A 13,946-nucleotide genomic window follows, 5' to 3' on the forward strand; every position below is an offset into this window, starting at 1 on the left:
CTAAAGACGCGGGGATTCTTAAGCCGTCCAAAACTGAACTCTTAAAGGCATAGTCAATGTGCCTCTACCAACTCCTTGAAGAGAAAATCCTCAAGTTGTTGCTACTTTTGTAAGCCGGTTTTCCGAAGCCAAAAGACACCTTTGCGATCGGTGAAAGCTTGAGAAAGTTGTGACATAAATCAGCATATTTGAAATGGTCTTAATCTGTCAAGGTCAGAAAAGTCAGAAATTTTTATCTTACCTTTCTTACCTTCGATCTGACCTTTTCGACTCAAAAATCTTACCTTTCTTACCTTCGATCTGACCTTTCGGGTGCAAAAATCTTACCTTTCTTACCTTTTTGGGCGATCGCCGGGAAAAGGTCAGATCGGGGTCGGATGCGATCGCGTCCGGTAGCCGGCTAATCGGGATGAGTCAAAATAACTATTGCGATCGGGGGGGCTCAAGCCCAACAACGAATGGGCGGTGGGGTGCGATCGCGTGCGGTGGCCGGCCAATCGGGATGGGTCAAAATAACTATTGCGATCGGGGGCTAAAGCCCAACAACGGGTGACGGGTGGGGTTCAAGCCCAACAACGGGTGACGGGTGGGGTGCGATCGCTCAATGATAAGGGGAAGTTTCGATTTGATATTGGGCAACTGAACCGAACATGATATGATAGTCCTGGATGTGAACTTCCGTCAATTCTTGTCACCGTTTCGATGCCTTTCCTTACAAATGAATAGCCACAAAAAAGCCCTGCAATGGATTCAAAATGTTTTGGCTCCCCAAGAACTCACCCAGTTGGAAGAAGTTGTATTGCAGATGACGTTTGCCGGTCAATCCTATCAACAAATGTCTCAAGAAACGGGATATCATCCCGGTTATCTGAAAGACATCGGTTCCCGGCTGTGGCTTTCCCTGTCTGAACGGTTGGGCTGCGAAGTCAAAAAGCGAAATATTGTGTCGATTGTCAGCCAATTTTCTCGGGGCAATCTCGAAAGGTCAAAGTTTGTCGAAACTCTGCCGAATTCCGGTTGGGAGAAACTGAATTTTCCGGGCTGTCCGCTGGTGTTTAACTCGCCTTTATATATCGATCGCCCTCCCATCGAAACCTGGGCTGTTACCACCCTCCGACAACCCGGAAGTCTGCTCCGAATCAAAGCACCGCATCAAATGGGTAAAACCTCTTTAATACACCGCCTGAACGGCATTGCAGAGCGGGAGGGAATGCGAACGGTTGTGGTCAATATGCAACAGGCTGACCCGACAACCATCGAAGATTTAGAACGATTTTTGCGCTGGATTTGTTTGACGATAACTCAACAGTTAAATTTGGCTCCAAATTTGGACGATTATTGGATTGAGGGGGCGGGGAGCAAGACCAACTTTACAGTTTACCTACAAGAGTATGTTTTGGAAGAATTGAAAGAGCCGCTGGTTCTCGCTTTCGACAAGGTTCATTCACTGTTTAACATTCCCGAGTTGGCCGGTCATTTTTTGGCGATGGTGCGGTGTTGGTACGAACAATCGCGCACGCAAGATGGATGGGATAATTTGCGGTTAGTTCTCGCCTATTCCGGAGAATTAACCTTGCCGATACAGACCAACCAATCTCCCTTTAATGTCGGAATTTATTTGAAACTGCCGCCCTTCACCGCTTCGCAAATTTGCGAGTTGGCAGAGCGCTACGATCTCGACCCGGGGGAGATGGAAATGCTGGACTATTTGAAGCCTTTGCTGGATTTGGTGGGGGGTCATCCTTATCTGTTACAATTGGCGTTTTACTGGCTGCGATCGCACTATTGGTCTTTGACTCAACTCGTCGCGGAGGCCCCGACGGATCGAGGGATTTATGGGGAATATTTGGGTCAACTGCGGCTGGCTTTGGAACGCGATCGACGGTTATATCAAGGATTTTATCAGGTGTTGTCGAGTCCCGAACCGGTGCCCCTCGATTCGGATGTCGCCTATGCTTTGGAAGGGTTGGGTTTGGTGAAACTCAAACAACTGATGGCGAGTCCCGCCTGCGAACTCTACCGACAATATTTTTGGAGGCACTATCACAGCGAGAATTATCTCAAATCGGTTTGATTTTCGCCCCTTGATAAAATTCAAAAGTTGCCTATCACCCATCACCCATCACCCATCACCCATCACCTATTACCTATTACCTATTACCTATTACCTATTGCCTATTGCCTATTGCCTATAACCCATCACCTATAACCTATTGCCTATTGCCTATAACCTATTGCCTATAACCTATTGCCTGCCATACTCACTCCTCATCGAGTTGACAGAGTGCGCGATCGCCGTCCGTGACGCGGGGATTGGTGTTCAGATAATCCGCCACCCAATCGCAGGCATAATCCAACGGTTGCAGGTTCAAAATATTGGCGATATTCCAAAACACCACTTTTTTATCATCTCCGGCGGAGGCCAAAACGTTTCCATCGGGCCGAAAAGCCAAGCTGCGAATTCCCGACGTATGACCTTCTAGGGTGGTCAACAATTCCCCTTCCATCGTCCAGAGTTTGACCCTTTCATCGATACTGCCAGTCGCGACCAAAGAGCCGTCGGGATTAAATGCCACCCCCCAAACTGCCGCCTGATGTCCTTTTAACGTCGTCACCAAAGTTCCGTCTTTGCGCCAGATTTTCGCCGTTTTATCGCCACTCCCGGAGATGAGATATTCCCCGTCGGCACTGAACGCCACCCGCCACACGGCCGAATCATGTTCGAGGGTGTGGAGTAACTCGCCTTCCCGACTCCAAAGTTTCGCCGTACCATCGTTGCCTGCGGTGGCAAACTGACTGCCGTCGGGACTGTAAGTGATGTCCCAAATCGGGGCGGCGTGCCCCGACCAACGGTCAAGTTGTTTTCCTCGGCTATTCCAGCGATAAATAGAAGCTGAGGCGGTTGCCGAGACGATTTCCTCGCCACTCGGATGCCAATCGGCTCCCATCACGGCTTCGTCATGGTCGCCAATCGTTTGCACAACCGTTCCGTCCAACCGACGGATGGCGATCGTCCGATTTGTCCCGGTAGATAATATCTGGTCTCGGGTCGGATGCAATGACAAATTCGTGACGACTAACTGTTGAGCATCTACAGATTGAATCGTCAAATCGGCGATCGATGCCAACAGAAGATTATCTCGATCTCCAGTTGTTATCAAACGTTGTCCGTCACGGCTGTAAATCGCACTTAATGCCCTTCCCCCCATTCCGTGTAAGTTGCGGTGGAAAGGATGGTGAGTTTTCCAAAGCAGGACTGTATTATCTGCTCCAGTTGAAGCCAGCATCTCGCCATCGGGACTGATAGCGAGGCCCCAAACGGCAGATTGATGCCCTTTGAAGGTGTCGATCAACGTGCCGTGACGAGTCCAAACCGAAAGGGTTTTGTCGTAGCTGGCGACAAAAAAGGTTTGCCCGTCGGGATGAAAATCGATATCCAAAATGCCCGCCGCATGATGGGTCAAGGTTTGGATTGAAGTTCCATCGCCGTGCCAGAGTTTGACGGTTTGATCTTGGCCACCCGTGACCAATCGTTCTCCATCGGGACTGAAGGCGATGGCATTAATGGCCGCCTCATGAGCTTTGATGGTCCGTTGCCGTCGTTCATCGAGGTCAAAAAAAGTGATTTGACCGTCATTTCCTCCGACGGCGATTTGATTTTTATCGGGATGGTACGCGACCGATAATGCCCCCGATGCTGCGATCTTGAAGCGGTCGATCGGGGAACCGTCAATTTGCCACAATTCTACCAGATGGGGACTTCCGACCGCCACCAAAGTTTGTCCGTCGGGACTGAACGCGAAATCCGACATCCCATTTAAACGAGTGGGAATGCTGCGTTTAAACCGACCCGAGGGAGTCCAAAATTTCATTTTTCCGTCATCTGCCCCCGTCACCAAAAATTGACCGTCTGGGCTAAATTTTAGAGCTCGAATCGTCGCCGAATGTCCCTCAAATTTCGAGAGCAATTTTCCCTCTCGATTCCATAATTTGACTGTGGTATCGACTCCCGCCGTGGCGATCGTTTGTCCGTCGGGACTGATATCAATTGTCAGGACTGCGGCTTCGTGACCATCTAAGCGGTTGCGCTGATTAATATTTAAAATTACCTGTTCTAGTATGGCATCGGCTTGAGTTTGTAATGCCGGGTTCACCCGTTGCCAGCGTTCGAGTTGTCGTTGACTCCGAATCGCTTCTAACAAAGCCTCAAAGGAGCGATCGGAGGCGAATAGGGCTTCGGCCGCTTGGGCGACGGCTTCGGCTTCCCGCAGGGAGGCGAGACGATATTGATACCGGGCGACCATTCCGAATCCCGCCGCGATCGCCAACGCGCAACTCACCCCCGCCAAAAAGATGCGCTGCCGCCTCAAACTGCGCCGCTGTTCTTCGCTGCGCTGACGTTCCGCCGCCAGCCGCGCTTCGACTTCTTTTAAACGGGCATTTTCGGCTTTGGCGAGGCTTTCCTGTCGGTCTAGGGCTTGGCTGGCGGCGAGGAAGCGGTAATCCATATCGCCGAGGCTTTGATTTTGTCCCCAAGCCAATATTTCTTTTAACGCCTGTCCCCTCAGCAGCCAGGAGTCATCGCTGCAGTCGGAGGCGACCCAGGCATTTAAGGCTTGAGAATAGGGGCGCAGTTGGTTCAATTGTTCTCGAATCCATTCCTCGTTGAAAATGGCTCGATAAATGGGGTTTTTGACCTGCAATTTTCCGCGCCGTTTGGCGACCAATCCCGACAGCAGCAGTTCCGTCTGTTCGGGACTGTCGTCGCTGACCACGCCGCCGGTTTCTAAAATGTTTTGATACAATCCCAACAGCCGCCCGGCCCGCCGTTCGTCGTAGAGGAGGCGATTGCGGATGGTGCGGAGATGTTCGGGTTCGTCTCGGGATTGCCAATTCTCGACGATCTGGGTTTTGACCATTTTTTCGATCCACTGGTCTTCCGTTCCCGGCGCCAGGTTGAGACGGGATTCCCTGGCGTCCGAAGTCAAAGAAGTGACGGTTTTGCAGAGTTTTTGGGTTAAAAAAGGTTGCCCCCCCGTCCAATGTAAGATGGCTTTCAGGACGGCGGCGCAATCGGGGAGGGTGGCGGGCAAGAATTGCAGCAGGGGTTGGGCCTGTTCAAATTGAAAGTCTTGCAGGTCGATCGCGCGGCCGATGTTGAAGGGGGTGCGGGTGCGATCGCGGATCAAGTCGGAGGGGGTGGCGACGCCGAAAAATGCCCAAGTCAACCGCCGATAATTGGGTTGGTGGGGGCGCAATTCGTAGCAGAGGCGGACGAAGGCGAAAAAGTCGTTGACGGGAAATGGCAGGCTGAGAATGCTATCGATTTCATCGATAAAAATAAACAGTTTGGTGTCCGGAATTTGTTCGAGGATCTCGTCAATCAACAGACTCAACTGCTGGACGAGGGGCAAGTTGTCCCAGTCTTTCCAGCGCTGTTTGAGGGGGATCTGTTTCGAGAGTTGAAATTTGCTCAACAGAATGAGCATGATCCCCCGATACCACTGCCGATAACTGACATTTTCGGTGCCCAACTGAGTCATGTCGAGATAAATGCAGCGATATCCCTGTTGCTCTAGCCGTCGTCGCATCTGGACCCGCAGGCTGGATTTGCCCATCTGTCGGGCGTTGAAGACGTAGCAGAACTCTCCGGCTAGGAGGGCTTCGTAGAGGAGGCGATCGGCCGGACGGGTGACGTAAGTTACATCGTCTACCGCCAGACTCCCACCCACTTGGTAGGGATTTTTAATCATGGATGCCAATTGAAGGCGGTGGGACGATTCAACTCAATTGGAGTCTATCACGTTTCTTTCAATTTGTCCGGTGTCGCGATCGCCCGTCGTTCGGGGGAATTGCTATCAGTTGGATGCCCACCCCCAGTGGCGGGGGGAGGGGAAGAAATGCGATCGCCCATTTGTTATTGCAACAGACAGAACGAACATCAACGGTTTTCCTCGTCAGCCTCGATCATTTTTAACCGAAAATGAAACGCCCCCCCGATAAAACGGGGGGGCATCACAGTCGGTTTCGCTGGCAATTAATCGTCAAAGTGACTGATAATTGCTTCGCCGAATTCGGAACATTTCAGCGGTTCGGCGGGGGGGTCCATCAGTCGGGCGAGGTCGTAGGTCACTTCCCGGTTGGAGATGGCGGCGCCGATGCCTTTTTTAATTAAATCGGCGGCTTCTTGCCATCCGAGATATTCCAACATCATCACCCCGGAGAGGATGAGGGAACCGGGGTTGACGCGATCGAGTCCGGCGTGTTTGGGCGCCGTGCCGTGGGTGGCCTCGAAGACGGCGCAGGTGTCGCCGATGTTCGCCCCCGGACCCATGCCCAGACCGCCCACCATCGCGGCGGCGGCGTCGGAGAGGTAGTCTCCGTTTAGGTTCATGGTGGCGAGGATGGAGTATTCGTTGGGACGGGTTTGGATTTGCTGGAAGATACTGTCGGCGATGCGATCGTTGACCATGATCTTATCTTTCCACTTGCCGTCCCCGTGGGTGTCCCAGATGGTATCGAGTACGCCTTTCACTTCGTCGCAGATTTCTTGGCGCTTTTCGGGGGTGAGGGAGTCGAAACCGGGTTCCACCTTGCGGGCGTTATCTTCTAAAGAGATATCGGGGTTGCCCTCCTTGTTGCTGAGAATCCAGGATTCCCGCTCGGTGATGCACTCGTCCCGAAACTCGGTGGTGGCGAGTTCGTAGCCCCAATCCCGGAAGGCGCCCTCGGTGTATTTCATGATGTTGCCCTTGTGGACTAGCGTCACCATCTGTTTTTCTTTGGGGAGGGTGAGGGCGTGTTTGATGGCGCGGCGGACGAGGCGCTGGGAACCCGTCTTGCTGATGGGTTTGATGCCGATGCCCGAGTCGGTGCGGATCTGCTTTTTGCCGTGTTCGGGGGTGGCGGGGATCAGGTCGTCGTTGAGCAGGTGGATCAGCTTTTGGGCGATTTCGGTCCCTTCTCGCCATTCGATGCCGAGGTAGATGTCTTCGGTGTTCTCCCGGTAGATGATCACGTCGAGTTGTTCTGGGTGTTTGTGGGGGGAGGGGGTGCCGGAGTAGAAACGGCAGGGGCGCACGCAGGCGTAGAGGTCGTTGATTTGACGCAGGGCGACGTTGAGGGAGCGGATGCCGCCGCCGATGGGGGTGGTCAGGGGGCCTTTGATGGCGACGCCGTACTCCCGGATGGCGGTGAGGGTGTCTTCGGGGAGGTATTGGTAGGTCCCGTACTGTTCGCAGGCTTCGTCCCCGGCGTAGATTTTGAACCAACTGATTTTGCGCTGGCCGCCGTAGGCTTTTTCGACGGCGGCGTCAATGACGCGCTCGGTGGCCGGCCACAGGTCAACGCCGGTTCCGTCCCCCCGGATGAAGGGAATGATGGGGTTGTCGGGGACGATGGGTTCTCCGTCTTTGAAGGTGATGGTTTCGCCCGTCGTGGGGGGGGTGATTTTTTCGTACATATCGCTTCACACTCTAATCCGTGGGTCTACCTATTCTGTCACGATTTTTTACGACATGAGGCGGCGATCGCGACAGAACCCCATGATTTCTTCAGAATTGCCGCCGGGCCCATCCGGTGTCAAGCACAATTCCTCGCGCAATTTCGGTGTATGATGATGCAAAACCCGCATCGTCGATCAAATCTTCAAACTTTTCAATAAAACTACAATTACAACTTAAAAAATTGTAACAGCACATCCCGAGCGATGGGTGTAGTATTTCTAAGTAAAGGTAACGTACATAGCAGATTTTCCCAAACAAAGTTACCGGCATTACAAAGCGATCGGGCATTGAGAAAAGACATCCGAACACGGCTCCGCGGCTCCCAACCCAACCGTTCACTCAATCTTTCACGCTTTCTGTTGGAATCTGCCGCTCACGAAACGAGCTCGGGATAGAAGCTTGACATTCAAACCAGACCCTTGGGGTTAAGATTTATTTAATAATTCGGACTCCCCAATTCCAGTTTTTCTCAATCCATCATCCCACCCCGATCAAAAAGTTGTCATTCAGAAGATAGCGGGTTCTCTTCAGCACATTGGAGGCTATATATCATGGATAACGTCAGCACGGTCAACCGCAATATCTATCAGGATGTCTCCGTTTCGACCCTGATCAACAGTCGCTTGGCCGACCAAGACCAAGTTTTCCCGGTCAGCGAGACGGCCAAATCGAGCGATCGCCCCCTGATGGGAGATCCCAGCTACGGTTTGGACACCCTCGGACTGAAAAACGTCGGTCACGTCTACCACAACCTCCCCGTCCCCATCCTGATCGAACACGCGATCGCCCGGGCGGAAGGAATTTTAGCCTCCAACGGCTCCCTGTGCGTCAAAACGGGCAAATACACCGGCCGATCCCCCCACGACAAATTCATCGTCGATGAACCGAGCAAACACAACGAAATCCACTGGAGCAAACTCAACGTTCCCATCCCCGAGAAAAACTTTGATCGCCTCTACCGCAGGGTCCGCTCCTACGTCCAAGGTAGGGATCTCTACATCTTCGACGGCTTCGTCGGCGCCGACCCCAACCACCGTTTCGGCGTCCGCATCATCAACGAGGGAGCCTCCCAAAACCTGTTCGCCCACCAACTGTTTATTCGGCCCACCGACGAGGAACTGCAAACCCACCGGGCCGATTTTACTGTGATCGCGGTTCCCGGACTCCACGGCGACCCCGAAGATGACGGCATCAACAGCGAAGCGTTCATCGTCCTGCACCTGTCCAAGCGGCTGGTGATCATCGGCGGGTCCAAATATGCCGGGGAAATCAAGAAGTCCGTCTTCTCCCTGATGAACTACTTCATGACCAAAGCCGACGTCCTCCCCATGCACTGTGCCGCCAACGTGGATGACGCTGGTAAAACGGCGTTATTTTTCGGTCTGTCGGGCACCGGAAAAACCACCCTTTCGGCCGATCCCGATCGCTATTTGATCGGCGACGACGAGCACGGCTGGTCCGAAGAGGGGATCTTCAACTTCGAGGGAGGATGCTACGCGAAAACCATCCGCCTGTCCCGGGAAAATGAACCGCAAATTTGGGATGCCATCCGGTTCGGTTCGCTGATGGAAAACGTGGTCCTCGACCGCCACAACCGCGTCCCCGACTACGATGACGGCACCCTGACGGAAAACACCCGGGTCGCCTACCCCATCGACTACATCCCCAACGCCGTCATCCCCGGCATCGCCGACCACCCCAAAACCGTGATCTTCCTGGCGGCGGATGCCTTCGGAGTCCTGCCCCCCATCGCCAAACTGACCCGCGAACAGGCGATGTACCACTTCATGTCCGGCTACACCAGCAAGGTGGCGGGGACGGAACGGGGCATCAAAGAGCCGGAAGCGACATTCTCCGCCGGGTTCGGAAAATGTTTCCTTCCCCTGGAGGCGGCGGTTTACGCCAATTTGCTGGGCAAACGCCTCACCGACCACCCCGAAACCAACGTCTATCTGGTCAATACCGGCTGGTCCGGCGGTCCCTACGGCGTGGGTTCCCGGGTGCCGATCAAGTACACCCGCGCCTTGGTGTCGGCGGCGGTGAACGGAGATTTGGATAACGTGAGTTTCCACCCCCACCCGATCTTCAAAGTGTTGGTTCCCGACGCGGTGCCGGGAGTCCCCACCGAACTCCTCGACCCGGTGAAAACCTGGGCGGACGCCGGGGAGTACGAAAAGCAGGCTAAATACTTGGCGAAATTGTTTGTGGACAATTTCCAGAAGTACGAGAATGTGCCGGAAGCGGTGATCGAAGCCGAACCCGCGATCGGTTAATTTTAGAGGGGGGAAACCCTTCATTTTCCCCCTCCGTCCGAGTTACCTTCCCTAGCTCTTACATTCACGGTTTTCAACCTTTGAAGCCGTGAATTTTTTTGGGGGAGTAGAAACCGGGTTTCTAGGTGAAAATTGGGTGGGGAAGTCGAAACTCTCGTAGAAACCCGGTTTCTCAGGGGCAACTTTTAACGGTGCCAGATGGTTTCTCCGCCGGGGCGGTCAATCAGGGTTATTCCCAATTCTTGAAGTTGGTCGCGGATGCGATCGCCCTCCGCATAATTTTTCGCTTTCCGGGCCTCCTGCCGCCGCTTCACCAACGCCTCTATTTCCCCATCGCCCATCCCCTCTGTTTGAGATTCCGTTTCCGCTTCCGGCGAGGCTTTCAAACCAAAAACCCCCGCCAATTCGACCAAGATTTTCCATGTGGAATAGATGCGATCGCTCGGCGTTTCCGTCTTCCCTTCGTGCGCCAACAAATTGCGTTCCCGCCGCAACTCTTTCGCCAATTCAAATAACACCGCCAATCCCCCCGGCGTATTGAAATCGTCATCCATCGCAGTCCGGAACCGTTCCACCGCCTCCTCTTTCCCCCCCTTACCAAGGGGGGTTAGGGGGGATTCTTTCTGAGGGGTTAGGGGGGATTCTTTCCCCCCCTTACCAAGGGGGGTTAGGGGGGATTCTTTCTGAGGGGTTAGGGGGGATTCTTTCCCCGGCCAACCCAGGCGATCGCCGTATTCTTCCCCAAACAATAACCCATCTTTCAACGTCGCCCAACCATTTTCGGCAGATGCGATCGCTTCATCGGTAAAATCCAGCGGTTTGCGATACTGAGCCTGCAAAATAAACAGCCGCACGACCATCGGTTCCAAAGGGCGATCCAACAATTCCCGAATCGTGGTAAAATTGCCCAAAGATTTGGACATTTTTTCGCCCCCCACCGTCACCATGCCGTTGTGCATCCAATATCGCGCCAGGGGTTGGCAAGTCGCCGCCTCGGACTGGGCGATCTCGTTTTCGTGGTGGGGAAATACCAAATCACCGCCACCGCCGTGGATGTCGATGGTTTCGCCGAGGAGTTCCCCCACCATCGCCGAACATTCGATGTGCCACCCCGGACGCCCCGGACCCCAAGGAGAATCCCAGGCGGGTTCCCCCGGTTTCGCGGCTTTCCACAGGGCAAAATCGGCGGGATCTTTCTTCTTCGTCCCCTCCCCGCCGGCGGATACCCGGCCGCTGGCGCCGGCTTGCATATCTTCGAGTTTCCGACCGGAAAGTTTGCCGTAGTCGGGAAATTGGCGGACGCTGTAATAGACGTCGCCGCCGACGGCGTAGGCGTGCCCGCTGGCTTCGAGGCGACGGATCAGGTCGTGGATGGCACTGATGTGGTTCGTCACTCGCGGATAGGCGTCGGCATCCCGGACGTTGAGGCGCCGCAGATCTTCAAAATAGGCCTCGATGAACTGTTCCGAAACCACATCCATTGTGGTGTCCCGTTCTTTGGCACGGTTGAGGATTTTATCGTCGATGTCGGTAAAATTCTGGACGTAGTTGACATCATATCCGCACCATTCGAGATAGCGGCGCACCACGTCCCAAGCGATGTAAGATCGGGCGTGACCCAAGTGGCAATAGTCGTACACCGTCACCCCGCAGCAGTACATTTTGACCGTTCCGGGTTCGATGGGGGTGAAGGTTTCTTTTTGGCGGGTTTGGGTGTTGTAGATTTGCAGAACCATTTTAAAATTTCAGCGGAACGGCATTGAAAAAACAGCTTCTCGCGCCTGTGTGACAGGCGACGTCGCCGACTTGCTCGATTTTCAGCAGCAGGGCATCGGCGTCGCAGTCATAGTATAAACCTTTGAGCTTCTGAATGTGCCCCGACGTGGCACCTTTGTGCCAAAGTTCCGATCGCGATCGACTCCAGTAGTGTACTTCGCCGGTTTCCAGGGTTTTTTGCAGGGAGTCCCGGTTCATCCAGGCCATCATCAACACGGTTCCGTCCCGGTGGTCTTGGGCGATCGCGGGAATTAAACCCCGTTCGTTGAATTTTAACGCTTCGATCCACAATTTGTCTTGGTTCATAATATAGCAGTTTTCGATCTAGTGCGATACATTCGATCCCCCCCAGCCCCCATCCCCCCCTACCCCCCTTTGTAAGGGGGGAGATAAGGGGGGAGGTCGGCTTACCGTGGGGGCAACCTTATAGGGTTGCCCGATGTTTGAGCATTCAACCGAATTTGATATGAGAAACGAGGAGCGAGGAGTAAGGAATTTTTCACTTCTCACTTCTGTTGTCTGACTTCTTTTTTCTCCCTACACCCTACACCCTACACCCTACACCCGGGCACAGCGCTATAAAATCCTAAAATTCCAGGTCTTGAAATAGGGGCGTACTCAGATATCGCTCCCCGAAACTGGGTTGGATCATCACGATCAATTTGCCGCGATTTTGCGATCGCCGCCCCACTTGCAACGCCGCCCACAATGCCGCCCCGGTGGAAATTCCCGAGAGTAATCCCTCCTCCTTCGCCAACCGGCGTCCGCAGGCGATCGCATCCTCGTCCGTCACCGCAATCGCCTCGTCAATCAGATCCACATTCAGCACCGGGGGAATAAATCCCGCCCCGAGTCCCTGGATTTTGTGGGGCCCGGGCTCTCCCCCCGACAACACCGGACTGCTGGCGGGTTCCACCGCGATCGCCTGGAAGTGGGGGTGGCGATGTTTCAACACTTCCGCCACCCCCGTCAGGGTCCCCCCCGTCCCGATACCGGCGACCAAAATATCCACGTTGCCGTCCGTATCGGACCAAATCTCCTCGGCGGTGGTGCGGCGGTGCATTTCCGGGTTCGCCGGATTCTGAAATTGCTGCAACATATAGGCGTCGGGGAGGGTGTCCGCGATTTCCCGGGCCCGCCGGATACAGCCGCCCATCCCCTCGACTCCCGGCGTCAGTTCCAGTTGTGCCCCGTAGGCCCTCAACATGGCGCGGCGTTCGCAACTCATCGTATCCGGCATGGTGATGATCAGTTGATAGCCCCGGGCCGCCGCCACCATCGCCAGGGCGATGCCGGTATTCCCCGAAGTCGGTTCCACCAACACCGTTTTGCCCGGTGCGATCGACCCCTCCCGTTCGGCCGTTTCGATCATGTTCGCGCCGATGCGATCTTTCACCGATGCCGATGGATTCATCCCCTCCAATTTGACCGCAATTCGAGCCACGCACCCCTCCGCTTTGGGGATGCGGTTCAGTTGCACCAGGGGAGTCCGCCCGACCAATTCGGTAATATTATTCGCAATTCGCATCTTTGAGCTTTCCTTTTCCTATTGCCGATCGCGTCTCGACTCTTGCCTTCCCCATCCCCCAGAATTGGCGGGTTTGATAATTATCAATGATCAATTCTCAATTCTCAGTTCCTCAGATGTAATACATGAGGTTTTTCGGGCGGTGGGCATCTAATTTTTCACAGAGATCTTTGAGGGTATATTTCTCAAATACCGCATTTGCCATTTGGTGAGCTTCCTGCCAAACCTCGAAAACGACGGCATTTTCCGGGGTTTGGGGGGAAGAATCTCGGGCCACTTGATTGCTGTTCGACCCTTCGAGACAGTTGATAATTTCCAAAAGGGTGATTTTCCGGGGGTCCCGGGCGAGGAGGTAGCCCCCCTTCGCGCCCCGCTGACTTCGGACTAACCCGCCCCGCCGCAGGGTCGCCAACAGTTGTTCGAGATAGCGATCGGGTATATGATGTTGGGCGGCGATTTGGCGAATTTGCTGCGGCTCCCCTTGGGGGTAGCGGGCGGCTAACTCCAAGAGGGCGAGCAGGGCGTATTGACTTTTGCTGGACAGTTCCACAGGCGAGATGTTCGATCGGTTCGACTCCTGTTCCAGTATACCCCGGTTTTCCGCTGGGGTTTGTTGTTTTTGGCGCGATCGCCGACTTTCTGTCCGATGGCCGGGGGGTCCGCGCTCGGATTTCGGATTTCGGACGATCGCAATTCTGGCAATCTTTGGATTTGACAAAATGATCGATTTATTGTAGAATAATATTCCGAAAAAAATGTCTCATTAAAAATATAGCGATCGGAAACCATTTGTAAATGGTCGCGCCCCCAAACCCCCAATTCTGGGGGCTTTGACCGGATCGAGTTTTCACTCATCATTTCACA

The 13,946-nt window shown here is 54.0% G+C and carries 8 protein-coding genes; 2 read left to right on the top strand and 6 right to left on the bottom strand.

Annotated features, from left to right (window positions below):
- Nucleotides 1-718 precede the first annotated feature (718 nt).
- Nucleotides 719-2,074: an AAA-like domain-containing protein gene (locus LKE08_RS16655; RefSeq protein ID WP_324705369.1), complete on the top strand. Its 1,356-nt coding sequence runs from the start codon at nt 719-721 to the stop codon at nt 2,072-2,074.
- Between the two features lie 187 nt (nt 2,075-2,261).
- Here the strand turns inward: LKE08_RS16655 and LKE08_RS16660 are convergent, their stop codons facing one another.
- Both LKE08_RS16660 and LKE08_RS16665 read right to left on the bottom strand, forming a co-directional pair.
- Nucleotides 2,262-5,753: an AAA-like domain-containing protein gene (locus LKE08_RS16660; RefSeq protein ID WP_324705370.1), complete on the bottom strand. Its 3,492-nt coding sequence runs from the start codon at nt 5,751-5,753 to the stop codon at nt 2,262-2,264.
- A 284-nt stretch (nt 5,754-6,037) separates the two neighbouring features.
- Nucleotides 6,038-7,462, bottom strand: a complete 1,425-nt coding sequence (locus LKE08_RS16665; RefSeq protein ID WP_324705371.1) for an NADP-dependent isocitrate dehydrogenase — start codon at nt 7,460-7,462, stop codon at nt 6,038-6,040.
- A 594-nt stretch (nt 7,463-8,056) separates the two neighbouring features.
- Between LKE08_RS16665 and pckA the strand changes: the two genes are divergently transcribed.
- Nucleotides 8,057-9,778, top strand: a complete 1,722-nt coding sequence (gene pckA / locus LKE08_RS16670; protein ID WP_324705372.1) for a phosphoenolpyruvate carboxykinase (ATP) — start codon at nt 8,057-8,059, stop codon at nt 9,776-9,778.
- Nucleotides 9,779-9,963: 185 nt separating this feature from the next.
- On the opposite strand, the gene cysS is transcribed toward pckA, so the two are convergent.
- The 4 genes from cysS to LKE08_RS16690 all read right to left on the bottom strand — a co-directional run bounded on the left by cysS (nt 9,964) and on the right by LKE08_RS16690 (nt 13,632).
- Nucleotides 9,964-11,514, bottom strand: a complete 1,551-nt coding sequence (gene cysS / locus LKE08_RS16675; RefSeq protein ID WP_324705373.1) for a cysteine--tRNA ligase — start codon at nt 11,512-11,514, stop codon at nt 9,964-9,966.
- Between the two features lies 1 nt (nt 11,515).
- The gene (gene hisI / locus LKE08_RS16680) at nt 11,516-11,860 is read right to left on the bottom strand and encodes a phosphoribosyl-AMP cyclohydrolase (protein ID WP_324705374.1); all 345 of its coding nucleotides are present in this window, start codon (nt 11,858-11,860) and stop codon (nt 11,516-11,518) included.
- A gap of 280 nt (nt 11,861-12,140) precedes the next feature.
- Entirely contained in the window at nt 12,141-13,082 is a 942-nt protein-coding gene (gene cysK, locus LKE08_RS16685) for a cysteine synthase A (RefSeq protein WP_324705375.1), read from the bottom strand.
- A 112-nt stretch (nt 13,083-13,194) separates the two neighbouring features.
- Nucleotides 13,195-13,632 (bottom strand): Rrf2 family transcriptional regulator, encoded by a 438-nt coding sequence (locus LKE08_RS16690; protein WP_324705428.1) that lies wholly within the window; start codon nt 13,630-13,632, stop codon nt 13,195-13,197.
- Nucleotides 13,633-13,946 lie beyond the last annotated feature (314 nt).

It is taken from the genome of Lyngbya sp. CCY1209 (assembly GCF_035615495.1).
Lineage (GTDB): Bacteria > Cyanobacteriota > Cyanobacteriia > Cyanobacteriales > Microcoleaceae > Limnospira.